Below are 21793 nucleotides of genomic sequence, written 5' to 3'. Positions count from 1 at the left end.
CGCGTCACCACCACGGTCCGAAACCGAGCACAAAGGGAGCGGGCACACCGTAGGGATAGGGACGGTAGTAGACAGGCCGCGCGTAGTAGCGCGGATCACGGGACGCAGAGTGCCGCGCAATGTCGTCATGTCGCGCGTGTCGTCGCGCATCAAAAACCGCGATCCCCGCCGAGGCATCCGGCTTCGTCATTCTCTGCACCGCGGAAGCGCAAGGCATGGCGGCGGCGAGCCCAACGATAACGGCCAATGCAATCCATCGCGTCATGACGACCTCCGCGCCCAGCATGCGGGCTTCGTTCTTGCGGTGCACGCGCTGACCAGGCGTTACGACACAAGGATTAGGGCCGGACCCTAGAGCCTTGAGACTGAATAGGCTATGGATGAACGCGCCCCGGACATGAATGCAGAGGGCGCGACAAGTTCCTGAGTCCCGGCGCAACATTTCAGGCGCTGCCAAAACCGGCCGTCAGCGACGAACGTATCTTCTGGTCGAGCGAATGCAGGAGATGGTCATGCCGAATTCCAGCGGATTGCGGATATCTCGCCTCGTGATCGCAGCGAGCCTTGCACTCGGTGCGAGCTCGGCGATTGCCGCGCAGGGACCGGGCGTCGAGGCCGGCGCGGCAAGCCCGCTGACTCAGCTCGTGATGACGATCCTGGTCTATGGCGCGTCCGCAGCTGTCGTCGGCGCCGGCCTGATCGGCGCGCTCCGCGGCAATTGAGGGCGCGTCAGCCTCGGCGCCAGTAGCAGCTCATATGCGGCACGATCACCGTGCCGCTGGGCCGGTATTCCTGCACATAGGTCGCGTTGCACTCGCGGACCGCATCGGGACCGGGATTGTACCGCGGATAGACGCCGTCCGGGCTGTAATAGGGCGTGACACGCAGGCGCGCCGGAGGGCGCCTGCGTGGCGGCGGCGCGTCGGGCGAGACGGCCTGAGCCAGTCGGATTTCAGGGGCGGCCGTCCGCGTCTGAGCATTGGCTCCGCCGCCGACAAAAAAAGTCGAAAACAACCCCATGCACAGTAGAACCAGAACTGCTGTTCCCGCCCGCATCGCACCACCACTGACCTGAGCCAACCCCTTGATGCGCCGTACGCTCCCCGTTTTCGCGCGCGGCGTCAACGCTCCTTCTTGGCCCGATCCTATAAAGCGGGATGCAACGCCGCGGAACCCGCGCTATGAGGGTCTCATGTGGACGGAATTGAAAGCGCCCTCGCTGGCCGAGATGGAAGCGACGGCACACGACATCTTCGAGCGCCTGCCAGCGGAGTTCCGCGGCCTCTGCGAGGGCGTGATCCTGCGCGTCGACGACTTCCCGACCGAGGACGTCATGGACGAGATGGAGTGCGAGAGCGAGTTCGACCTGCTCGGCCTGTTCCAGGGCGTCGGCCTGCCCCAGCAGAGTTTTGGCGATGTGGCGCGGCTGCCCAACATGGTCTGGCTCTACCGCCGGCCGATCCTGGACTACTGGGCCGAGCACGACGAGAGCCTCGGCCATATCGTCCGCCACGTCCTGATCCACGAGATTGGCCATCATTTCGGCCTCTCGGACGACGATATGGCGGCGATCGAGGCCAAAGCAGACTAGATCTGCCGAATTCGGCCTAGGATTCGGCCCCCGATCGCGATAAATACCTGTTCCCCTAGAACCACCCGGGAAAGCGCAACCATGGACAAGTTCACCACGCTGGAAGGCGTCGCGGCGCCGCTGAAGATCATCAATGTCGACACCGACATGATCATTCCGAAGCAGTACCTCAAGACCATCAAGCGTACCGGCCTTGGCAAGGGGCTCTTCTCCGAGCAGCGCTACAAGGACGACGGCAGCGAGAACCCTGATTTCGTCCTCAACCAGCCCGCCTATCGCAACACCAAGGTGCTGGTCGCCGGCGACAATTTCGGCTGCGGCTCGAGCCGCGAGCATGCGCCCTGGGCGCTGCTCGACTTCGGCATCCGCTGCGTGATCTCGACCTCGTTCGGCGACATCTTCTACAACAACTGCTTCAAGAACGGCATTCTGCCGATCCGCGTCTCCCAGGAAGACCTCGACAAGCTGTTCGACGACGCCGAGCGCGGCGCCAACGCGACGCTGACGATCGACCTGCCGAACCAGGAGATCCGCGGCCCTGACGGCGGCAAGGTCAAGTTCGAGATCGACCCGTTCCGCAAGCACTGCCTGATCAACGGCCTCGACGACATCGGTCTCACCATGGAGAAGAAGGCCTCGATCGACACCTACGAGGACAAGCTCAAGCGCGAACGCGCCTGGGCGTGATCTCGATATCCGGTTCAAGCCCCGGTGCTGATTGCGCCGGGGCTTTTTCTTTGCCCTGATTATCCCCTATAGCTTCCGCGCATGCTGCCCGACATCGTCACCTTCTGGCACGGCCCGATGGACGCCCTGCGCCAGACCTGTCTGCGCTCGCAACTTGCGGCCGGCCACAAGGTCACGGTCTACAGTTTCGACACCATTCCCGGCCTGCCGGCAGGCATCGAGAATGCCGAGGCCGAAGCGATCCTCCCGCACGCATTCTCAGAGCGCTTGCGGCCGCCGCAACCCGACGGAAGCTGGCGCGACTGGACCACGCTTCAATTCAGCGACTTCTTCCGCATGAAGCTGATGGCGAAAGGCCTCGGCCTCTGGCTCGACGCCGACGTGCTGCTCCTAAGGCCTGTCGAGATCGATCCGGCAAAGCCCTACTTCGCCTGGGAGCGGCCGCGCCAGCTCGGCAATTCCGTGATCTACCTGCCGCCCGGGCACGGCATCGTTGCCGCTTTCGAGGAGCTGATGGAGCAGGAGGAGCTGACGCCGAACTGGCTGTCGGTGCGCCATCGCATCACCTTCATGATGCGCCGCCTGCGCGGCGGCTCGAACCGCCTCTCCGATATTCGCGTTGCGATCTTCGGGCCCGCGGCGCTGACCGCGCTGGCGCGTCGCACGGGTGAATTGCAGAACGCGCTGCCGAAGCAGTCGTTCTACGCCGTGCATGCCGAGCCAAAATTGTTCTTTGATCCCTCGAGCTATCTCGGCCTCGTCACCAACCCCGAGATCATCGGCCTGCACATTTCGCCCAAGGGGCGCGGTAGCGAAAAACCGATCCCGGGCAGCCTGTATGCCTGGGCGGCGGAGCGGTTCGGCTAGCTGTCGCGCAGGAAGTGCGCTCCCTCTCCCGCTTGCGGGAGAGGGTTGGGGAGAGGGTGTCTCCGCAGGCGAGCCCCCCAAGAGGAGAAAGCCCTCACCCGGCGCTTCGCGCCGACCTCTCCCGCAAGCGGGAGAGGTCGACCACCTCGCAGCCCGCTCTTCCTGTTTGATCCAGCGCAACGCGCTCCTGCATCATTGTGCCTAATCTGGTTCCAATTTCACGACCCCAAGAGGAGCCTCGCATGAGCACCGCAAGCAGGCCTTATCCCATCGTTCAGGATCTCATCGACTCCTTTGCGAGCTGGCTGAAGCATCGCCGCGAGATGAACGAAATGCGGCAGCTCGACCGCGCCGATTTCGACCGGATCGCGAGCGATCTCAGGATCGCGCCTGATGATCTCGAAGAGCTGGTCCGCCATGGCAAGCACGCCGCCGATGAGCTGCCCAAGATGCTGGAGCAGCTCGGCATCAGCGCGGAAGGGCTCGGACGCGCGCAGCCGCTGCTGCTGCGCGACATGGAGCGGGTCTGCTCGCTCTGCGGTCACAAGGGACAGTGCGACCGCGATCTCGCCGACGGCACCGCCGCGGAGAACTACCACGGTTATTGCGGCAATGCCGCGACGCTGGAATCGCTCGACCGCGCCGATCTCGCGCCGCGCTGAGCGGCGCGGATTGCGACGGAAATTATCCGATCAACATCGACAGAACCGTGCGTGCGAGATCAGCTGGCCGCTCCACCAATTGATCTGCGCCGGCCGCCTCCAGCTCATCCCGGTTGCCATAACCCCAGAGCACGCCAAGGCCGCGCATCTTGACCGCGTGAGCGCCGGCGATGTCGTGGTGGCGGTCGCCGATCATGATGCTGTGCGAGGCGGCGATACCGCATTCAGACAGGATATGGGCAAGCAACTCCGGCTTATGATCGAGCTTGCCGCCCGGCACCGAGCCGTGGATGCCGTCGAAATACGCCGCTAAATTCAGGTTCTCCAGGATCCGTCGCGCGAAGACTTCACGCTTCGATGTGGCGAGGTAGATCCTCAATCCGGCTTGCCGCAATTCCTGGAGCGCTCCGCTGATTCCAGGATAGGGCTCGCTTCCGAGCAAGCCGCTTTCACCATAGTGCTGACGATAGGCGACAACGGCTTCGTCGATCCGGTCGTCGCCATATGCCTGCAGCAACGTCCGCAAGATGTCTTCGAGTGGTGGCCCGATCGCTATATCGGGCGCCTTACCGGGATCATGCCCGAGCACACGCAATGCTGCCGAGCAGCTTGCTGCAATGCCCGGCTGCGAATCGACCAGCGTACCGTCGAGATCCAGAAAGACGGAACGGGCCGGGGACACACCTCAGCCCTTCCCCATCGCCGCGATCGCGTCCGCAATCGCGATCGTGCGCCGCGCCATGTCGGCATGCAGCCGCTCGACCATCGCCCCGTCGAGGCGGATCGCGCCGCGCGAGACGTTCTCGGGCAATTCGAACGCCGCGATGATTTTTCGCGCGCGCGCGACTTCTTCTTCCGGCGGCGTGAAGATCGCGTTGCAGGCTTCGATCTGCGAGGGGTGGATCAGCGTCTTGCCGTCGAAGCCGAGGTCGCGGCCCTGCGCGCATTCGGTGGCGAAACCGTCGGAATTGTTGATGTCGCTGTAGGGGCCGTCGAGGATTTCGAGGCCGTGGGCGCGCGTCGCCAGGATGCAGTGGGTGATCATCGGGATCATCGCGGCGCGGCCGGGCAGCATCTTGATGCGCGTCTCGCGCGAGATGTCGTTCGGGCCGAACACGAAACCGGAGAGGCGGCTCGTTGGATTGCGCCCGGCGGCGGCCAGCTCCTCGGCATGGAGCACGGCGCGCGCGGTCTCGATCATGGCCCAGACCTTCACGGTCGGCGCGGCGCCGAGCTCGGCGAGGCGGCGGCCGATCGCGTCGAGATCTTCGACGCTTGAAACTTTTGGAACCAGGATGCCGTCAGGCGATGCCTTGGCCGCCATCGCGACGTCATCGGCCCACCAGGGCGTATCGAGACCGTTGGTCCGGATCAGGATCTCGCGCTTGCCGAACCCCTTGGCCGCGATCGCGGCGGCGATTCCGTCGCGTGCCGCTGCCTTAGCGTCAGGGGCGACGGAATCCTCGAGATCGAGGATCAGGCCGTCGGCGGCCAGATTCCGCGCCTTCTCCAGCGCGCGGGGGTTCGAGCCGGGCATGAACAGATGGCTGCGGCGCGGGCGGGTCATGCGAATGGTCCTTCCGGTTTCCTCATATCTCTTCTGACCTGAGCCGATAGCATCTGGCATGCCTATTCGAAAGGCTTGTTCGCCCCTGCGGTATATGGTTAGGCATAGGCCATGGTCACATTCCCGAAGCATTTGCTGGAAGGCTACCAAGCCTTCGCCACCCAGCGGCTGCCGACCGAGCAGACCCGCTATCGCGAGCTGTCGGTGAAGGGGCAGTTCCCGGAAGTGATGGTGATCGGCTGCTGCGACAGCCGCGTCTCGCCCGAGGTGATCTTCGACGTCGGCCCGGGTGAATTGTTCGTCGTCCGCAACATCGCCAACCTGGTGCCGGTGTATCAGCCCGACGGCAACGCGCACGGCGTCTCGGCCGCGCTCGAATATGCCGTGACGGTGCTGAAGGTGAAGCACATCGTGGTGCTCGGGCACGCGCAATGCGGCGGCATCCGCGCCTTCGTCGACAAGATCGAGCCGCTCACCCCCGGCGACTTCATCGGCAAATGGATGCAGATGTTCATCAAGCCCGGCGAAGTGGTCGAGCAGCGCGACCACGAATCGATGGCGCAATTCGTCGAGCGCATCGAAAAGGCCGCGGTGTTCCGCAGCCTGGAAAACCTGATGACCTTCCCGTTCGTGCAGAAGGCGGTCGATGCCGGCCAGATGCAGACCCACGGCGCCTATTTCGGCGTCGCCGAGGGATCGCTGTTCGTGCTGGACAAGGTCGCGAAGGAATTCCGCAGCGTCAAGGACGCGGCGTAGTCGATCTCGTAAACTGGCGCATCAAACGAGATCGTCGTCCCGGACAAGCGGAGCTCTTGGCAACGCGCAGCGTTGTCCAGAGCGGAGCGCCGATCCGGGACCCATAGCCACAGGAAGTTGTTTGGCGAAGACTCGTTGTTGCCAGCTCGCGCAACAATGCGGGCCGGTGGTTATGGGTCCCGGATCTGCGCGCGCTTTTGGCGCGCTTGTCCGGGACGACGAGAGGCGTGGGCGAAGGCTTACGCCGCCTTCTTCTTCGCGCTGATCAGCTTGCGGTTGATCAGCACTTCGGCGATCTGGATCGCGTTGAGCGCGGCGCCCTTGCGCAAATTGTCGGACACGCACCACAGCACGAGGCCGTTCTCCACTGTCGCGTCCTCGCGGATGCGGCTGATATAGGTCGCGTCCTCGCCGGCGGCTTCATACGGCGTGGCGTAGCCGCCGGGCTCATGCTTGTCGATGACGAGGCAGCCCGGCGCTGTGCGCAGGATGTTGCGCGCTTCGTCGGCGCTGATCGGGTTCTCGAACTCGATGTTGACGGCCTCGGAGTGGCCGACGAAGACAGGCACGCGCACGCAGGTCGCGGAGAGCTTGATCTTGGGATCAAGAATCTTCTTGGTCTCCATCATCATCTTCCACTCTTCCTTGGTGTAGCCGTCCTCCATGAAGACGTCGATCTGGGGAATGATGTTGAAGGCGATGCGCGCGGGAAACTTCTTATTGACGATCTCGCTGTTGGTGTAGACGGCCTTGGTCTGCGAGAACAATTCGTCCATCGCATCCTTGCCGGCGCCCGACACCGATTGATAGGTGGAGACCACGACGCGCTTGATTGTCGCCTTGTCGTGCAGCGGCTTCAGCGCGACCACGAGCTGCGCCGTCGAGCAGTTCGGGTTGGCGATGATGTTCTTCGTCTTGAAGCCCGCGGCCGCATCCGCGTTCACCTCGGGCACGATCAGCGGCACGTCCGGGTCCATGCGCCAGGCCGAGGAATTGTCGATCACGACCGTGCCGGCGGCGCCGATCTTCGGCGACCATTCCTTCGACACCGAGCCGCCCGCCGACATCAGGCAGATGTCGACGTCGGAGAAGTCGTAGTGCTCGAGCGCTTTGACCTTCAGGGTGCGGTCGCCATAGGAGACCTCGACGCCGACGCTGCGGCGTGACGCGAGGGCCACGACCTCGTCCGCGGGGAATTTGCGCTCATCGAGGATGTTGAGCATTTCCCGTCCGACATTGCCGGTCGCGCCGACGACTGCGACTTTGTAACCCATCGTTCACTCTCCGATGAAAAAGCCCGTTCCCGAAGCTGACGCTTAAACAGGAAGAGCAGCGCTTCTATGCGAGAACCGGCCTCAAGACAACGTTGGACCATGCCTGAAGGCCATGGATGCAGTCGCCTGAGGCCGGCACGGCCGCAACTCCCACCCAGATCCATCTGGCGCTCGCCAATTTCGCCGACGAGGTCGTCGGCACGCTGGCGCGCCTGTTCGCCTATGTGGGGACGCTGGTGCTGTTTGCCATCCTGGGCCTTGCGGCCTTGGGTCAGCTCCCGAGCCTGCGCGACGACGATCCGGCGCTGAAGCCGGGCTGGAGCGTGACCGACCACTCGCATCCGGCCTTCGCCATCAGCCGGCTAAATTCATCAGATAAAACAGCCACTTATACCATCCTACGACATCCCGAAGGTGGCCGCCGGGACGTGATGCGCTGGACTGGCGAGGCAGACCGGCCCGTCGCCGAGCTCGATATTTACCGGGAAGGCGGCGAATTCGACGTGGCGCGCCCGGCCACAGCAGACCTGGCCGTCCAGATGGGACTTGGTGCGGCCGCCCCGCTCGAGCAGGCCGGCCTGATCGACACGAAATTCGGCCCGGTCGCCCTGTACCGGCCGACCGGCACGGCGCAGGCGTGCCTTGGCTATCTCAAGCGCAGCGAGGAGCCGGCGCTCCAGATCTCCGGCTTCTCCTGCCAGGGCGAGACGCTGCCCGCCCAGCGCGCGGCCATCGCCTGCACGCTGAACCGGCTGACGCTGCTCACCTCGGGCAACGAGCCGAAGCTGGCGGAATTGTTCGCCCGTGCCGAGCTCAAGCGCAGAGGTTGCGCCCCCCAGGGCTCGCCGGACTGGCTGCTGGGCGCCGCGAACGCGCAATTGCGCGGGGCGCTTTGACCGGCATCAAGCTCAAGTGGCTGGTATTCATGCAACTTTTGCCGGCGCGCACGATTATTCCGCCCTGGTGTGACCCAATAGACCTAGTTGCGGCCACCCCGACCGGGCTAGTATGGGTCGAAATCGACTGGCGGCTTGCCGCCTGAAGGGGACGTGATGAGCTCGAAATTTTCTGCCGCGAACAAATTGGCGACGTTGCTTGCGGCGGGCGCCGCGATTGCCATGGTCTTCGCGGCACCGGCTTCGGCCGACACCAGGACCAAGCAGCGCTATGACGATCGCGGCCGGCCCGTTTACGGCCCGAGCGGCCCCAACACGGTCTATCAGCAGGGACGCACCCGCATCTATGTGAGCAAGCGCTCCTGGCTCGACGGCGGCACCGAGGTCAATCCGGGCGATCGCAAGTTCTCCGACTACGCCTTCCCGCCGGCGGTGGGCTATCCGTCCTTCGCCCGCGAGAACCTCAACCGCCCGATCGATCGCCAGCCGCTGTCCCCGCCGTCCGATGTCGGCGGCTATCCGCAGAACTTCCCGCTGTACTGAGGCGGACGCAGGCACCGAATCAAATGGCCGGGCTCACGCCCGGCCATTTTTGTTTTCTCGCACCGTCATTCCGGGATGGTGCGCAAGCACCAGACCCGGAATGACGGCACTTGCCGCTTACGCGTGCAGCTTCTGCAATTCCTTCAGGATCGCTTCGCCCATCTGCGTGGTCGAGGCGGCCGTGGTGCCTTCCGACTTGATGTCGGCGGTGCGCAGGCCGCTGGCCAGCACGGCGGCGATCGCGGCATCGACCTTGTCGGCGAGCGCGCCCATGTCGAAGGAGTAGCGCAGCGCCATGCCGAACGACGAGATCATCGCGATCGGATTGGCGAGCCCCTTGCCGGCGATGTCGGGCGCCGAGCCGTGCACGGGCTCGTACAGCGCCTTGCGCTTCTTGCTCTTGACGTCGACCTCGCCGAGCGAGGCCGAGGGCAGCATGCCAAGCGAGCCGGTCAGCATCGCCGCGATGTCGGACAGCATGTCGCCGAACAGATTGTCCGTGACGATGACGTCGAACTGCTTCGGCCACTTCACCAGCATCATGCCGCCGGAATCGGCGAGCTGATGCTCGAGCGTGACGTCGGGATATTCGCGCTTGTGGACCTGGGTCACGACCTCGTTCCAGAGCACGCCCGATTTCATGACGTTGCGCTTCTCCATCGACGTCACCTTGTTCTTGCGCTTCTTGGCAAGGTCGAAGGCGACGCGGGCGATGCGCTCGATCTCATAGGTGTCGTAGACCTGGGTATCGATGGCGCGCTTCTGGCCGTTGCCGAGATCGGTGATGGTCTTGGGCTCGCCGAAATAGACGCCGCCGGTGAGCTCGCGCACGATCATGATGTCGAGGCCCTCGACCGCCTCGCGCTTCAGGCTCGAGGCATCGGCCAGCGCGGGGTAGCACACCGCGGGGCGGAGATTGGCGAACAGGCCGAGATCCTTGCGCAGGCGCAGCAGGCCGGCTTCGGGGCGCACCTCGTAGGGAACGGCATCCCACTTGGGACCACCGACCGCGCCGAAGATGATGGCGTCGGCGGCCAGCGCCTTGGCCATGTCGCCCTCGGAGATCGACACCTTGTGCGCGTCATAGGCGGAGCCGCCGACGAGGCCGGTGTCGGTCTCGAATTTGGCGATCCCGGCCGAATTGAGCCAGTCGATCAGCCGCTTCACCTCGCCCATCACCTCGGGGCCGATACCGTCGCCGGGGAGCAGCAGCAGTTTGTGGGTCGCCATGGTCGTTTCCTTCTCGATCCTCTCTCGTCATTCCGGGACGCGCCTCTTGGCGCGGGCGGGGAATCCATAACCACCAGCCGGGGTTATGGATTCCGGGCTCGCCCGCTTCGCGTGCGCCCCGGAATGACGGCCGGCCGGAGTGCTAGAGCGGCGTTGCGCGCTTGGCAAGACACCATTGCCGCGCCGCGGCTGTGCAAGACCGGCAGGGCCTGCCACAGTGCGGGACGCCGGAGTACCCCCTTGCACGCGCCTGACCGCCCCCCGCCCGACGCGCACCCCGCGCGGCTGATCCTGATCCTGTCGCTGGCAGCGACCGTCGGGCTCGGCATCGGCCGCTTTGCCTATGCGCTGGTGCTGCCCGACATGCGGGAGACCCTCGGCTGGTCCTACTCGGCGGCCGGTTTCATGAACACCATCAACGCCGTCGGCTACCTCGTAGGCGCGCTGGTGGCGTCCCGGCTGATCCAGCGCGTCGGCTGGTCGGCGGCAATCCGCGGCGGAACCCTCGCCTGCGTCGCCGCCCTCGCCACCTGCGCACTGACCGGGAATTTCGTCGCGCTGAGCCTTGCACGCCTGGTGCTGGGCCTGGGTGCCGCGGCCGGATTCGTCGCCGGCGGCGCGCTGGCCGCTTCGATCGCGCAGTCGCAGCCCGCGCGGGCGAATTTCCTGCTCAGCCTGTTCTATGCCGGCCCCGGCATCGGCATTCTCGCCTCGGGGCTGATCGCACCGTTCACGCTCCAGCATTTCGGGCCGGGCTCGTGGTGGCTGGTGTGGTGGGCGATGACGCTGCTCTCGGCCGCGATGACCGTCCCGCTGTTCCTGGTCCGCATCGAGAGCCGCGTGCGTTTCACCGAAGGCAGCCACGCCTCGTTCGCGATTCTCCCCGTGCTGATCTACCTGGCCGGCTACTTCCTGTTCGGCGCCGGCTACATCGCCTACATGACCTTCATGATCGCCTATGTGCGCGACGGCGGTGGCGGAGCCGCGGCGCAGGCGGCGTTCTGGAGCCTGATCGGCCTCAGTGCCTTCGTCACGCCGTGGGTCTGGCGCGGCGTCCTCGCGCTCGATCGCGGCGGGCTTGCCACCGCCATCATCCTCGGCACCAACGCGCTCGGCGCAGCCTTGCCGATGCTGGGGCATTCGCCGGCGTGGCTCGCGGTCTCGGCGGTCGTGTTCGGCGTCGCCTTCTTCGCGGTGGTCGGCTCGACCACGGCCTTCGTCCGCTTCAACTATCCGCCCGAGGTATGGCCGACCGCGATCGCGGCGATGACGATCTCGTTCGGCGTCGGCCAGACGCTGGGGCCGATCGTGGTCGGCGCCATCACGGATGCGCTGGGCAGCCTGAGTTACGCGCTGAACGTCTCGGCGGCGCTGCTGGCGTTGGGCGCGGTGGCGGCGCTGTGCCAGCGGAAGGTGGGGTCTTCATAGCCGTCATTCCGGGGCGCGCGTAGCGCGAACCCGGAATCCAGAGATTGTGGCACGAGATTCCGGGTTCTCGCTTCGCGAGCCCCGGAATGACTGCCTCAATCAGCTCCCGCTGAACGAATTGTACCCCTGGTCTTCCCAGTAGCCGCCCTTGTAGTCGTTGGTGACTTCCATCGAGATCACGTATTTCGGGTTCTTGAAGCCGAGCTTGGTCGGCACGCGGATCTTCATCGGGAAGCCGTAGGCGCGCGGCAAAATCTCGTTGGCATATTTGAACGTCATCTGGGTCTGCGGATGCAGCGCGCTGCGCATGTCGAGAGGCGAGTTGTAGCCGTCCTTGTCGGCGCACTGGAACCAGACATATTTGGCGCGCGTGTCGGCGCCGATCAGCTTGAGGAAATCGCGCAAGGGCGTGCCGGTCCAGCTGCCGATCGCGCTCCAGCCCTCGACGCAGATGTGACGCGTGATCTGCGTGACCTGCGGCAACTTGTAGAGCTCGTCCAGCGTCCAGGACTTCTTGTTGTCGACGAGGCCGCGCACTTCGAGCTTCCAGTCGGCGGCCGAAACCTCGGGCGCGTCGTCGAGATCGTAATAGGCGTTGAATGGAAACGGCTTCGTGATCGCGCTCTCGGGGAAGGTCGGCGCCAGCGCGTCGGGATTGAAGATGAAGGCCTGCACGGCGTCGTTGAACTTCGAGACCTGCGCCAGCAGCGTATCGGCCGAGGACGAGTCCACGACGTCGCAGCCGGTCAGCAGCGTCAGCGCGCCGAGGCTGGCGCCGCCCGCGATGAAGCGGCGACGGGTAAAATCCGGCATCGTCTTGATGGCGTCCTTGATGAGCAACCGCTTGTCAACGCCGGGGATCAGGAATGAACGCTTGGCCATCGCTATTCTCCCTTATCGCCCGATGATCATCGCGCGCAGGCTCTTCGGCACCAGCAGCGCGAGCAGGACGTGAATGACGAGGAAGGCGCAGATCGCGGCCATGCAGAAGAAGTGCACGTAGCGCGCGGTCGGATAATCGCCGAACAGGGTGACGAGCCAATGCAGCTGCACCGGCTTCCACATTCCAAGGCCGGAGAGCACGATCAGCACGCCGACGACGATGATGCCGGCATAGAGCAGTCGCTGCACGTAATTGTAGACGGTGAGATCGTCATGGCCGAGCTTGAAGGTCAGCGCCGCCCTGACGTCGTGGAGCACGCCGGACGGGGTGATCGGCAGCAGTTTTTTCCGGAAGCGGCCGGTGGCGAAGCCGGTGACGAGATAGGCAAGGCCGTTGATCATCAACAGCCACATCGCCGCAAAATGCCAGAGCAGGCCGCCGCCGAGCCAGCCGCCAAGCGTGTACTCGCGCGGGAAACTGAAACCGAACAGCGGCGAGGCGTTGTAGATCTGCCAGCCCGACAGGATCATCAGGATCATGGCAAGAGCGTTGATCCAATGCATGAGGCGGACCCAGGCCGGCTGGATCACTTTGGCCGGGCTGGACCGGACCTGCTCGTCGGTGACTGTAAGGCTCGCCATGGTGGTTCCGTCCTGAACGTCGTGTGACACCGAATATACGCCGATGCGTCCGCTTTCGTTACGCCTGCGCACGACATCGAGTCGATGCCGGCAGGCTATGCTGGTCACAAAAATGCGAGCCGGGTGCCCCCGGCTCGCCGTCTCAAAGCACCCTGTCGGGGATGAAACAGGACGCCGCGGTGTTACGTCGCCGGCATCAGCACGGTGTCGACCACATGGATCACGCCGTTCGACTGGTTGACGTTGGAGATCGTCACCATCGAGGTGCCGCCCTTGGCGTCGACGATCCAGGTCTTGCCGTCCATCTTCTTCACCGTCAGCTCCTCGCCTTCGGCGGTCTTCAGCTTCTTGCCGTCGGTGAGGTCAGAGGCTTCGAGCTTGCCGGGCACGACATGGTAGGTGAGGATCTTGGTCAGCGTCGCCTTGTTCTCGGGCTTGACCAGATTGTCGACGGTGCCGGCCGGCAGCTTGCCGAAGGCCGCGTTGGTCGGCGCGAACACCGTGAACGGACCCTTGCTTTCCAGCGTCGGCACGAGACCGGCCGCCTTCACCGCCGCCACCAGCGTGGTGTGGTCCTTGGAGTTGACCGCGTTCTGGACGATGTTCTTGGACGGGAACATTGCGGCGCCGCCGACCATGACGGTCTTCTCCTCAGCGCGAGCGGGCGCGACGACGGTCGCGGTGATGGCGAGGGCGCTGAAGGCGGCGGCAGCGAGATAGGCAATACGCTTCGACATGGAGGGTCTCCCGATTGAATTGAGACCGGCAATGGCCGGTGCTTGAGTTGGGCAACAACGGCGGCTGCGGCAGTTTTTCGTGAAGCAGCAGCGCGTCGTTGGACCGAACTACGGGAGGGTTGGCGAAGTGGTTTCGAGGAAAAATTCTTTGTGATGCGTGAAACTATGTGCGGGGACGTTCGTGTGTGAGCGGGCGCACCACACATCTCAGGAGCCGTAGGGTGGGCAAAGGCGTGCTTGCGCCGTGCCCACCATCTCGCGCTCGATTGCGATAGGCATGGTGGCACGCTTCGCTTTGCCCACCCTACAAGACTCAATCCCTGTTGTTCGGCGTCTGGATGAACCCGCGATTATGCGTCGGGCTGATCAGGAGCTCGTTGATGCAGACTCGCGCCGGCATCGATGCGATGAAGGCGATGGTGCGGCCGAGATCTTCGGATTGCAGCATCCTGGCCTGCTCCTCCTCGCTCGGCACCACCGGGCGCTGCTTCAGGATCGGCGTCGCGACCTCACCCGGCATCAGGCAACAGGCGCGCAGGCCGTTGACGCATTCGTCCATGTTGAAGGAATGGGTCAGCGCCAGCACCGCGTGCTTGGTCGTGGTGTAGGCAGGACCCGGCATCTTCGAAACGTGCCGGCCGGCCCAGGACGAGACGTTGATGATCGCGCCGTCCTTTTGCTTGCGCATCGTCGGCAGCACCGCGCGCATGCAATAGAGCACGCCGTTAAGGTTGACCTGGACCAGCTTGTCCCAGCCCTCCAGTTCCATGTCCTTCCAGCTTCGCTTCGGGACATTGATGCCGGCATTGTTGACCAGGAGATCGATACGGCCGTGCTTGGCGACGATCTGATCGGCCGCCTTCTGGGCCTCGGCCGCGTTGGACACGTCCAGTGCAATGGCCTCGGCCGCCCCGCCCGCCCCGATGATCTTGGCAACTACGGTATCCAGGGCATCCTTGCGGCGGCCCGAGACCACCACCGTCCAGCCGTCGGCGGCTAACGCCTCGGCGCCGGCCTCCCCGATACCGCTGCCGCCGCCCGTGACCCAGGCCACGCGTTTCCCATTTTTGGTCATGCAAACTGTCTCCGTTGCTTCATCGGGGCGGTTTTTGCTAATCCAGCCCTCGGTTTTGACCGACCTTGTCTTACAAGCCTTGCGGTCGAGGAAATCTTGCATGAACCGAGCTGCCAACGCCAACCTGTTTTCCCGCCTGTTCGACGGCCTGGACGATCCCAAACGCCTCGCGATCGAGACGCATGACGGCGCCCGTATCAGCTATGGCGATCTGATCGCGCGGGCCGGGCAAATGGCGAACGTGCTGGTCGCGCGCGGCGTGAAGCCTGGCGACCGCGTCGCGGTGCAGGTCGAGAAATCGGTCGCGAACATCGTGCTTTATCTCGCCACGGTGCGGGCCGGCGCGGTCTACCTGCCGCTGAACACCGCCTATACGCTCAACGAGCTCGATTACTTCATCGGCGACGCCGAGCCGTCGCTGGTGGTCTGCGATCCCTCCAAGGCCGAGGGCCTCGCCCCGATCGCCGCGAAGGTGAAGGCCGGGGTCGAGACGCTCGGCCCCGACGGCAAGGGCTCTCTGACGGAGGCCGCCGACAAGGCGAGCAGCGCGTTTACGACGGTGCCGCGCGAAAACGACGATCTGGCCGCGATCCTCTACACGTCGGGCACCACCGGCCGCTCCAAGGGGGCGATGCTCACCCACGATAATCTCGCGTCGAACTCGCTCTCGCTCGTCGGCTACTGGCGCTTCACCGACAAGGACGTGCTGATCCACGCGCTGCCGATCTACCATACGCACGGTCTGTTCGTGGCGACCAACGTGACGCTGTTTTCGCGGGCGTCGATGATCTTCCTGCCGAAGCTCGACCCTGACCTGATCATCAAGCTGATGGCGCGCGCCACCGTGCTGATGGGCGTGCCGACCTTCTACACCCGCCTCCTGCAAAATGCCGCGCTGTCGCGCGAGACCACCAGGCACATGCGGCTGTTCATTTCGGGCTCGGCGCCGCTGCTCGCCGAAACCCATCGCGAATGGTCGGCGCGCACCGGACATGCCGTGCTCGAGCGTTACGGCATGACCGAGACCAACATGAACACGTCGAACCCCTATGACGGCGAGCGCGTGCCCGGCGCGGTCGGTTTTCCCCTCCCCGGCGTCTCCCTGCGCGTGACCGACCCCGAGACCGGCAAGGAGCTGCCGCGCGAGGAGATCGGCATGATCGAGGTCAAGGGCCCGAACGTGTTCAAGGGCTACTGGCGCATGCCGGAGAAGACCAAGGCGGAATTCCGGCCCGACGGCTTCTTCATCACCGGCGACCTCGGCAAGATCGACGGCAAGGGCTACGTCCACATCCTCGGCCGCGGCAAGGATCTCGTGATCTCCGGCGGCTTCAACGTCTATCCGAAGGAAATCGAGAGCGAGATCGACGCGATGCCCGGCGTGGTCGAGTCCGCCGTGATCGGCGTGCCGCATGCCGATTTCGGCGAGGGCGTCACCGCCGTGCTGGTCTGCAACAAGGGTGCCGAGGTCAGCGAAGCCTCCGTGCTGAAAGCACTCGACGGCCGGCTCGCCAAATTCAAGATGCCGAAGCGCGTCTTCGTGGTCGACGAGCTGCCGCGCAACACCATGGGCAAGGTGCAGAAGAACGTGCTGCGGGATACCTACAAGGATATCTACGCGAAGAAATAGACATCGCGTTGCTCCAAAACCGCACCGCACTCTCGCTGTCGTCCTGGCGAAAGCCAGGACCCATTACCCCAGGGAGAAGTTGCGGCACGAAGCTGGCAATCACGAGTCTTCGCCAAACCACTCCTTGGGGTAATGGGTCCCGGATCGGCGCTCGCTGCGCGAGCTTGTCCAGGACGACGTTGGAGTTGGCATAGCGCGCTCTCTCAACAACGTCATTGCGAGCGCAGCGAAGCAATCCAGACTGCCGCCGCGGAGAGATTCTGGATTGCTTCGCTGCGCTCGCAATGACGGAGCTCGTGGCGTCTACTGCCCGCCCACCAGACTCACCACAAACCGGCTGCCGACGATGAACAGGTAACACCCGAACGCGGTCTCCAGCGTTCGCTTCGACATCGCATGCGCGGCTCTCACGCCGAGCGGCGCGGTGACGAGGCTCATCGGCATTACCAGCACGGCCCCGATCAGCGAGACGTAGCCGAGCGCGAACGGGACTTGCAGCGCTGCGACGGCCGGGTAGCTCGCCGCCGCCGGCCAGCCGGCATAGATGTAGCCGAGCGCGCCGGGGATCGAGATCAGTACCGCGAGCGCCGACGACGTCGCGACCGCCTGATGGATCGGCCGGCCGTAGAAGGTCATCAGCAGGTTCGAGAACAAGCCGCCGCCGATGCCCATCAGCGTCGACAGGATGCCGACGCAGAAGCCGTAGATCCGCATCACCGGACCTTTCGGCAGATCGTCGCCGAGCTTCCAGGTTTCGCGCGCGAAGATCAGCCGCACGGCGGCCGACCAGGCGACGCAGACGAACACGATCTTGAACAGCCGCTCCGGCGCGTGGCGCGCGACCACGCTGCCGGCGACGACGCCGATCACGATCGGCAGCCACCAGACGCGCAGGATCGCCATGTCGACGGCGCCGCGCTTGTAATGCGCCTGGAACGAGCGAATCGAGGTCGGGATGATCACCGCAAGCGAGGTGCCGACGCAGAGCGGCATGCGCACCTCGAGCGGCACGCCGGCGATGCGGAAGCATTCGTAGAACACCGGCACGAGAATCGCGCCGCCGCCGATCCCGAACACACCGGCCAGAAATCCCGAGAGCGCACCCGTTGCGATCAGCAGCAACGCGAGCTCCACGATCTCCTTGATATCAAGTCCCGCCATCAGCACGTCCAAAGCCTGTTCTCAACGACAGGGATAGACCCTTTCGCATTGCGCGACTATCGGCGAAGCTGGATAGACTATCTTGCTGAAAACGGAAGGATGGCCATGGACCAGCTCGCGGCGATGGCGACCTTTGTCCGGGCTGTCGACAGCGGCAGCCTGTCCGCGGCGGCGCGGTCGTTGCCGAGCTCGCTGACGGCAGTGAGCCGACAGATTTCGGCGCTCGAACAGCATTTCGGCACGCGCCTGCTGGTGCGTACGACGCGGCAGCTGGCGCTCACGGACGACGGCCGCATGCTCTACGAGCGCGCCAAGTCGATCCTCGGCGAGGTCAAGGAGATCGAGGAGGCGCTGGCGGGAAGCCGCCGCGAGCCGTCGGGGCGCCTGCGCGTGAGTGCGCCGACATTGATGGGGCGCCTGCTGATCGCACCGCTGCTGGGCGACTTTCTGCACGCCTGTCCCTCGCTGTCAGTCGATCTGCTGCTGGTCGATCGCAACGTCAACCTGATCGAGGAGGACGTCCATCTGGCGCTTCGCGTCGGGCGCATTCCCGATTCCCAGCTCGTGACGCGGAAACTCGCGGAGGTGCAGATGATCCATTGCGCCTCGCCTGGCTACCTCGCGCGCCGCGGCGAGCCGCAGAGCCCGTCCGATCTGCCGCGGCATGATTGCCTGGTGTTCTCCGATGCGCCGGGTGCAGCGACCTGGCGATTCGGCCGCGACGCGAAGGGCGGATCGCGAATCAGGATAGCGGGACGGCTCTGGGTCAACAGTCTCGACGCGCTCGCCAGCGCCGCGGAGAACGGCGCCGGCATCGTCCGCGTGCCGTCATGGCAGGTGGAAAGGCAACTTGCCGAGGGGCGCCTGCGTCGTCTGTTGCGTGAGCATGAACCTGCTCCGGCTCCGCTCCACGCGCTCTATCAGCCGTCGCGCCTGGGGTCGGCGAAGATTCGTGCATTCATCGATTTCCTGGTCGAGCGATGGCGCGGCAGCGATCCCCTCGGACGCTGATTCCTGCGGCGGGGTGGGATGCAGGCCGCGCATATCCACCCGTCAGACGAAAAATCGGTGCGCGCGGCGGAAATCGAAATTTCCTCGCCGGCGATTCGTGCCGACGTGGGCGTCATGAACTGACTGGTTCGAACTCTGGCTGGCCCGCGGCGGCTTAGAGCCGTTCCAATAGTAATTTCAATGTGCCTCGGCCGTCGCCACAAAAGATGAATATATATTCTATTCTTTGTCGGCACACCATTGCTCTGGTATACCAAGCCCCTGATTGGCCTTGTTTCATCAACGCTGTAGCGCTGAACCACGGTTCGATTTATGGCGATTTGGTGATTGCGCAGGCCAAATCGACTCCGTAAATAGAGCCGACCTTTCGCGATCCCCGCGCGCCCCCTGCTGGGCCGCTACACAACATCAAAGCCCATGACCGCACGGATCGAACGACCGCTTTCACCACACATGCAAGTCTACCGCTGGACGTTGACGATGGCGCTGTCCATCGTCCATCGCGCCACCGGAATCGCCCTCTATGCCGGAACCCTGCTGCTGGCCTGGTGGCTGATCGCGGCGGCCTCCGGCCCCGCCGCCTATTCCCACGTCCAGGCCTTCACCGGCAGCATCATCGGCCGGCTGATCGTGTTCGGCTACACCTGGGCGCTGATGCACCATATGCTGAGCGGCATCCGGCACTTCGTCTGGGACCTCGGCTACGGCTTCAAGGCCAATGAGCGCGAAGCGCTGACCTGGGGCGCGCTGATCGGCGGCATCGTGCTGACGGTGCTGATCTGGATCGTCGCCTACGCGATCGGAGGTGGACGATGAGCGCAACCGATACGCCGAAGCGCAGCATGCGCACCCCGCTCGGCCGCGTCCGCAATCTCGGCGCGGCGCATTCGGGCACGTCGGACTTCTGGCGCCAGCGCATCACCGGCGTCGCGATGGTGCTGATGATGATCCCGGTGATCGTGATCATCGTGATGCTGTTCGGCCGCAACCAGGCCTTCGTAGCGCAGACCATCGGCTCGCTGCCGATCGCCATCATCATGCTGCTCTTCATCTTCGCCAGCGCCTGGCACATGAAGATCGGCATGCAGGTGGTGATCGAGGACTACGTCCATAACGAGAAGCTGAAGCTCACGGCGATCATGCTCAACAACTTCTTCTCGATCGCCGTGGCACTCGCCTCGACCTACGCGATCCTGAAACTTTCATCCGGAGTGTAACCCATGGCCAACGAGACGAATGGCAAGGGCAACGGCGCTCCCGCCACCAACGGAAAAGCCTATCCCATCGAAGACCACACCTATGACGTCGTCGTGGTCGGCGCCGGCGGCGCGGGACTGCGCGCCGTGGTCGGCTGCAGCGAGGCGGGCCTGCGCACGGCCTGCATCACCAAGGTGTTTCCGACCCGCTCGCACACGGTCGCGGCGCAAGGCGGCATCTCCGCCTCGCTCGGCAACATGCACAAGGACGACTGGCGCTGGCACATGTACGACACCGTGAAGGGGTCGGACTGGCTGGGCGACCAGGACGCGATCGAATACATGGTGCGCAACGCGCCCGACGCGGTCTACGAGCTCGAACATTGGGGCGTGCCGTTCTCGCGCACCGAGGACGGCAAGATCTACCAGCGCCCGTTTGGCGGCATGACGTTGGACTTCGGCAAGGGTCAGGCGCAGCGCACCTGCGCCGCCGCGGACCGCACCGGCCATGCCATGCTGCACACGATGTACGGCCAGTCGCTGCGTCACGCGGCCGAATTCTTCATCGAGTTCTTCGCCATCGACCTGATCATGGACGACCAGGGCACCTGCCGCGGCGTCATCGCGCTCAAGCTCGATGACGGCACGCTGCATCGCTTCCGCGCCCAGACCGTGATTCTCGCGACCGGCGGCTACGGCCGCGCCTATGCCTCCTGCACCTCGGCGCACACCTGCACCGGCGACGGCGGCGGCATGGTGCTGCGCGCCGGCCTGCCGATGCAGGACATGGAGTTTGTGCAGTTCCATCCGACCGGCATCTACGGCTCGGGCTGTCTCGTCACCGAAGGCGCGCGCGGCGAAGGCGGCTATCTCGTCAACTCCGAGGGCGAGCGCTTCATGGAGCGCTACGCGCCGTCGGCCAAGGACCTCGCATCGCGCGACGTCGTCTCGCGCGCGATGACCATCGAGATCCGTGAAGGGCGCGGCGTCGGCAAGAAGAAGGACCACATCTTCCTTCATCTCGACCATCTCGATCCCGCGGTGCTGGCCGAGCGCCTGCCGGGCATCTCCGAATCCGCGAAGATCTTCGCCAATGTCGACGTGACGCGCGAGCCGATCCCGATCGTGCCGACCGTGCACTACAACATGGGCGGCATCCCGACGAACTATCACGGCGAAGTGCTGACCAAGAAGGACGGCGACGACAACGCCGTCATCCCCGGCCTGATGGCGATCGGCGAAGCGGCCTGCGTCTCCGTGCACGGCGCCAACCGTCTCGGCTCCAACTCGCTGATCGACCTCGTGGTGTTCGGCCGCGCCGCCGCGCTGCGGCTGGCCGAGAAGCTCACGCCCAACGCCAAGCAGCCCGAGCTGCCGGCGAACTCCGCCGAGCTCGCGCTCGGCCGCCTCGATCATTACCGCTACGCCTCCGGCGGCACGCCGACCGCAAAGCTGCGCGAAGGCATGCAGCACGTGATGCAGAGCAACTGCGCCGTGTTCCGCACCGGCGAAGTCCTGAGCGAAGGCCAGAACCTGATCGAGAAGGTCCACAGCGGCATCACCGACATCGCCGTGTCCGACCGCTCGCTGGTGTGGAATTCGGACCTCGTCGAGACGCTGGAGTTCGACAATCTGATCGCGCAGGCGGTGGTGACGATGAACTCGGCCGCCAACCGCACCGAGAGCCGCGGCGCCCACGCCCGCGAGGATTTTTCCGAGCGCGACGACAAGAACTGGATGAAGCACACGCTGGCCTGGCTGGACGATGCCGGCAAGGTCAAGATCGAGTATCGCCCGGTTCACGACTACACCATGACCAACGACGTGCAGTACATCCCGCCCAAGGCGCGCGTGTACTGATCGAACAGTAGCCGTCATTCCGGGGCGATGCATCGACCCCGGAATCTCGAGATTCCGGGTCTGGTCCTTCGGACCATCCCGGAATGACGAAAGGTTAG

General features: G+C 64.6%; 25 protein-coding genes. 14 read left to right on the top strand and 11 right to left on the bottom strand.

From position 1 onward, the window contains the following. Window positions 1-4: 4 nt before the first annotated feature. Entirely contained in the window at window positions 5-286 is a 282-nt protein-coding gene (locus AB5K84_RS01850; RefSeq protein WP_236842167.1) for a hypothetical protein, read from the bottom strand. A gap of 226 nt (window positions 287-512) precedes the next feature. Here AB5K84_RS01850 and AB5K84_RS01845 point away from each other — a divergent pair, with 226 nt between their 5' ends. Further along, window positions 513-722: a hypothetical protein gene (locus AB5K84_RS01845; RefSeq protein ID WP_162494188.1), complete on the top strand. Its 210-nt coding sequence runs from the start codon at window positions 513-515 to the stop codon at window positions 720-722. A gap of 7 nt (window positions 723-729) precedes the next feature. On the opposite strand, the gene AB5K84_RS01840 is transcribed toward AB5K84_RS01845, so the two are convergent. After that, a complete protein-coding gene (locus AB5K84_RS01840; protein WP_038965073.1) occupies window positions 730-1020 on the bottom strand; it encodes a hypothetical protein in 291 nt (96 codons plus the stop codon). 172 nt (window positions 1021-1192) lie between these two features. On the opposite strand from AB5K84_RS01840, the gene AB5K84_RS01835 reads away from it, so the two are divergent. From AB5K84_RS01835 to AB5K84_RS01820, 4 genes are all read left to right on the top strand, one after another. Beyond that, on the top strand, window positions 1193-1591 hold the full coding sequence (locus AB5K84_RS01835) for a metallopeptidase family protein (protein WP_038965074.1): 399 nt from the start codon (window positions 1193-1195) through the stop codon (window positions 1589-1591). Between the two features lie 81 nt (window positions 1592-1672). Continuing rightward, window positions 1673-2278, top strand: coding sequence for a 3-isopropylmalate dehydratase small subunit (gene leuD / locus AB5K84_RS01830; RefSeq protein ID WP_011083326.1), 606 nt, complete (start codon window positions 1673-1675; stop codon window positions 2276-2278). 81 nt (window positions 2279-2359) lie between these two features. Next, the gene (locus tag AB5K84_RS01825) at window positions 2360-3145 is read left to right on the top strand and encodes a hypothetical protein (protein ID WP_011083327.1); all 786 of its coding nucleotides are present in this window, start codon (window positions 2360-2362) and stop codon (window positions 3143-3145) included. Window positions 3146-3387: 242 nt separating this feature from the next. Beyond that, entirely contained in the window at window positions 3388-3807 is a 420-nt protein-coding gene (locus AB5K84_RS01820) for a hypothetical protein (protein WP_038965082.1), read from the top strand. A 22-nt stretch (window positions 3808-3829) separates the two neighbouring features. Here AB5K84_RS01820 and AB5K84_RS01815 read toward each other — a convergent pair whose 3' ends face one another. Next, window positions 3830-4489: an HAD family hydrolase gene (locus tag AB5K84_RS01815; protein WP_011083329.1), complete on the bottom strand. Its 660-nt coding sequence runs from the start codon at window positions 4487-4489 to the stop codon at window positions 3830-3832. Between the two features lie 3 nt (window positions 4490-4492). Beyond that, on the bottom strand, window positions 4493-5374 hold the full coding sequence (locus tag AB5K84_RS01810; RefSeq protein WP_011083330.1) for an HpcH/HpaI aldolase/citrate lyase family protein: 882 nt from the start codon (window positions 5372-5374) through the stop codon (window positions 4493-4495). Between the two features lie 111 nt (window positions 5375-5485). Here AB5K84_RS01810 and AB5K84_RS01805 point away from each other — a divergent pair, with 111 nt between their 5' ends. Beyond that, a complete protein-coding gene (locus AB5K84_RS01805) occupies window positions 5486-6130 on the top strand; it encodes a carbonic anhydrase (protein WP_011083331.1) in 645 nt (214 codons plus the stop codon). Between the two features lie 239 nt (window positions 6131-6369). Here the strand turns inward: AB5K84_RS01805 and AB5K84_RS01800 are convergent, their stop codons facing one another. Next, window positions 6370-7404 carry an aspartate-semialdehyde dehydrogenase gene (locus tag AB5K84_RS01800; protein ID WP_011083332.1) on the bottom strand — a complete coding sequence of 345 codons (1035 nt, stop codon included), beginning with the start codon at window positions 7402-7404 and terminating at the stop codon, window positions 6370-6372. A 116-nt stretch (window positions 7405-7520) separates the two neighbouring features. Between AB5K84_RS01800 and AB5K84_RS01795 the strand changes: the two genes are divergently transcribed. Further along, complete coding sequence (locus AB5K84_RS01795; protein ID WP_011083333.1) at window positions 7521-8300, top strand: hypothetical protein; 780 nt, start codon at window positions 7521-7523, stop codon at window positions 8298-8300. A 156-nt stretch (window positions 8301-8456) separates the two neighbouring features. Continuing rightward, window positions 8457-8843 carry a hypothetical protein gene (locus AB5K84_RS01790; RefSeq protein WP_028174905.1) on the top strand — a complete coding sequence of 129 codons (387 nt, stop codon included), beginning with the start codon at window positions 8457-8459 and terminating at the stop codon, window positions 8841-8843. A gap of 117 nt (window positions 8844-8960) precedes the next feature. Here the strand turns inward: AB5K84_RS01790 and leuB are convergent, their stop codons facing one another. Continuing rightward, on the bottom strand, window positions 8961-10073 hold the full coding sequence (leuB, locus tag AB5K84_RS01785; protein ID WP_011083334.1) for a 3-isopropylmalate dehydrogenase: 1113 nt from the start codon (window positions 10071-10073) through the stop codon (window positions 8961-8963). A gap of 240 nt (window positions 10074-10313) precedes the next feature. Here leuB and AB5K84_RS01780 point away from each other — a divergent pair, with 240 nt between their 5' ends. Then, entirely contained in the window at window positions 10314-11501 is a 1188-nt protein-coding gene (locus AB5K84_RS01780) for a YbfB/YjiJ family MFS transporter (RefSeq protein WP_038965084.1), read from the top strand. 99 nt (window positions 11502-11600) lie between these two features. Here the strand turns inward: AB5K84_RS01780 and AB5K84_RS01775 are convergent, their stop codons facing one another. The 4 genes from AB5K84_RS01775 to AB5K84_RS01760 all read right to left on the bottom strand — a co-directional run bounded on the left by AB5K84_RS01775 (window position 11601) and on the right by AB5K84_RS01760 (window position 14837). Beyond that, window positions 11601-12383, bottom strand: coding sequence for a molybdopterin-binding protein (locus AB5K84_RS01775; protein ID WP_011083336.1), 783 nt, complete (start codon window positions 12381-12383; stop codon window positions 11601-11603). Between the two features lie 12 nt (window positions 12384-12395). Further along, window positions 12396-13025 carry a cytochrome b/b6 domain-containing protein gene (locus AB5K84_RS01770; RefSeq protein WP_011083337.1) on the bottom strand — a complete coding sequence of 210 codons (630 nt, stop codon included), beginning with the start codon at window positions 13023-13025 and terminating at the stop codon, window positions 12396-12398. Window positions 13026-13207: 182 nt separating this feature from the next. Next, window positions 13208-13762 (bottom strand): fasciclin domain-containing protein, encoded by a 555-nt coding sequence (locus AB5K84_RS01765; RefSeq protein WP_011083338.1) that lies wholly within the window; start codon window positions 13760-13762, stop codon window positions 13208-13210. A gap of 313 nt (window positions 13763-14075) precedes the next feature. Continuing rightward, window positions 14076-14837 (bottom strand): SDR family oxidoreductase, encoded by a 762-nt coding sequence (locus tag AB5K84_RS01760; RefSeq protein ID WP_011083339.1) that lies wholly within the window; start codon window positions 14835-14837, stop codon window positions 14076-14078. 100 nt (window positions 14838-14937) lie between these two features. Between AB5K84_RS01760 and AB5K84_RS01755 the strand changes: the two genes are divergently transcribed. Next, on the top strand, window positions 14938-16467 hold the full coding sequence (locus tag AB5K84_RS01755) for a malonate--CoA ligase (protein WP_011083340.1): 1530 nt from the start codon (window positions 14938-14940) through the stop codon (window positions 16465-16467). Window positions 16468-16770: 303 nt separating this feature from the next. Here AB5K84_RS01755 and AB5K84_RS01750 read toward each other — a convergent pair whose 3' ends face one another. Continuing rightward, on the bottom strand, window positions 16771-17631 hold the full coding sequence (locus AB5K84_RS01750; RefSeq protein WP_038965087.1) for a sulfite exporter TauE/SafE family protein: 861 nt from the start codon (window positions 17629-17631) through the stop codon (window positions 16771-16773). A gap of 102 nt (window positions 17632-17733) precedes the next feature. Here AB5K84_RS01750 and AB5K84_RS01745 point away from each other — a divergent pair, with 102 nt between their 5' ends. The 4 genes from AB5K84_RS01745 to sdhA all read left to right on the top strand — a co-directional run bounded on the left by AB5K84_RS01745 (window position 17734) and on the right by sdhA (window position 21695). Beyond that, on the top strand, window positions 17734-18639 hold the full coding sequence (locus AB5K84_RS01745) for a LysR family transcriptional regulator (RefSeq protein ID WP_038965085.1): 906 nt from the start codon (window positions 17734-17736) through the stop codon (window positions 18637-18639). A 417-nt stretch (window positions 18640-19056) separates the two neighbouring features. Beyond that, a complete protein-coding gene (sdhC, locus tag AB5K84_RS01740; protein WP_011083343.1) occupies window positions 19057-19455 on the top strand; it encodes a succinate dehydrogenase, cytochrome b556 subunit in 399 nt (132 codons plus the stop codon). Beyond that, window positions 19452-19856: a succinate dehydrogenase, hydrophobic membrane anchor protein gene (gene sdhD / locus AB5K84_RS01735; protein WP_011083344.1), complete on the top strand. Its 405-nt coding sequence runs from the start codon at window positions 19452-19454 to the stop codon at window positions 19854-19856. The genes sdhC and sdhD overlap by 4 nt, the downstream gene beginning before the upstream one ends. Before the next feature lie 3 nt (window positions 19857-19859). After that, the gene (sdhA, locus tag AB5K84_RS01730) at window positions 19860-21695 is read left to right on the top strand and encodes a succinate dehydrogenase flavoprotein subunit (RefSeq protein ID WP_011083345.1); all 1836 of its coding nucleotides are present in this window, start codon (window positions 19860-19862) and stop codon (window positions 21693-21695) included. Window positions 21696-21793: the final 98 nt, after the last annotated feature.

The sequence above is a fragment of the Bradyrhizobium sp. 1200_D9_N1_1 genome (assembly GCF_052075915.1).
Taxonomy (GTDB): Bacteria; Pseudomonadota; Alphaproteobacteria; order Rhizobiales; family Xanthobacteraceae; genus Bradyrhizobium; species Bradyrhizobium diazoefficiens.
This window is presented reverse-complemented; position numbering and strand designations above follow the sequence as displayed.

Excerpts from the sequence above, each read along its gene's own strand:
- AB5K84_RS01850 (WP_236842167.1), bottom strand. The coding sequence starts at position 286 with ATGCTGGGCGCGGAGGTCGTCATGACGCGATGGATTGCATTGGCCGTT.
- AB5K84_RS01845 (WP_162494188.1), top strand. The coding sequence starts at position 513 with ATGCCGAATTCCAGCGGATTGCGGATATCTCGCCTCGTGATCGCAGCG.
- AB5K84_RS01840 (WP_038965073.1), bottom strand. The coding sequence starts at position 1,020 with ATGGGGTTGTTTTCGACTTTTTTTGTCGGCGGCGGAGCCAATGCTCAG.
- AB5K84_RS01835 (WP_038965074.1), top strand. The coding sequence starts at position 1,193 with ATGTGGACGGAATTGAAAGCGCCCTCGCTGGCCGAGATGGAAGCGACG.
- leuD (WP_011083326.1), top strand. The coding sequence starts at position 1,673 with ATGGACAAGTTCACCACGCTGGAAGGCGTCGCGGCGCCGCTGAAGATC.
- AB5K84_RS01825 (WP_011083327.1), top strand. The coding sequence starts at position 2,360 with ATGCTGCCCGACATCGTCACCTTCTGGCACGGCCCGATGGACGCCCTG.
- AB5K84_RS01820 (WP_038965082.1), top strand. The coding sequence starts at position 3,388 with ATGAGCACCGCAAGCAGGCCTTATCCCATCGTTCAGGATCTCATCGAC.
- AB5K84_RS01810 (WP_011083330.1), bottom strand. The coding sequence starts at position 5,374 with ATGACCCGCCCGCGCCGCAGCCATCTGTTCATGCCCGGCTCGAACCCC.
- AB5K84_RS01805 (WP_011083331.1), top strand. The coding sequence starts at position 5,486 with ATGGTCACATTCCCGAAGCATTTGCTGGAAGGCTACCAAGCCTTCGCC.
- AB5K84_RS01800 (WP_011083332.1), bottom strand. The coding sequence starts at position 7,404 with ATGGGTTACAAAGTCGCAGTCGTCGGCGCGACCGGCAATGTCGGACGG.
- AB5K84_RS01795 (WP_011083333.1), top strand. The coding sequence starts at position 7,521 with ATGCAGTCGCCTGAGGCCGGCACGGCCGCAACTCCCACCCAGATCCAT.
- AB5K84_RS01790 (WP_028174905.1), top strand. The coding sequence starts at position 8,457 with ATGAGCTCGAAATTTTCTGCCGCGAACAAATTGGCGACGTTGCTTGCG.
- leuB (WP_011083334.1), bottom strand. The coding sequence starts at position 10,073 with ATGGCGACCCACAAACTGCTGCTGCTCCCCGGCGACGGTATCGGCCCC.
- AB5K84_RS01775 (WP_011083336.1), bottom strand. The coding sequence starts at position 12,383 with ATGGCCAAGCGTTCATTCCTGATCCCCGGCGTTGACAAGCGGTTGCTC.
- AB5K84_RS01770 (WP_011083337.1), bottom strand. The coding sequence starts at position 13,025 with ATGGCGAGCCTTACAGTCACCGACGAGCAGGTCCGGTCCAGCCCGGCC.
- AB5K84_RS01765 (WP_011083338.1), bottom strand. The coding sequence starts at position 13,762 with ATGTCGAAGCGTATTGCCTATCTCGCTGCCGCCGCCTTCAGCGCCCTC.
- AB5K84_RS01760 (WP_011083339.1), bottom strand. The coding sequence starts at position 14,837 with ATGACCAAAAATGGGAAACGCGTGGCCTGGGTCACGGGCGGCGGCAGC.
- AB5K84_RS01755 (WP_011083340.1), top strand. The coding sequence starts at position 14,938 with ATGAACCGAGCTGCCAACGCCAACCTGTTTTCCCGCCTGTTCGACGGC.
- AB5K84_RS01745 (WP_038965085.1), top strand. The coding sequence starts at position 17,734 with ATGGACCAGCTCGCGGCGATGGCGACCTTTGTCCGGGCTGTCGACAGC.
- sdhC (WP_011083343.1), top strand. The coding sequence starts at position 19,057 with ATGACCGCACGGATCGAACGACCGCTTTCACCACACATGCAAGTCTAC.
- sdhD (WP_011083344.1), top strand. The coding sequence starts at position 19,452 with ATGAGCGCAACCGATACGCCGAAGCGCAGCATGCGCACCCCGCTCGGC.
- sdhA (WP_011083345.1), top strand. The coding sequence starts at position 19,860 with ATGGCCAACGAGACGAATGGCAAGGGCAACGGCGCTCCCGCCACCAAC.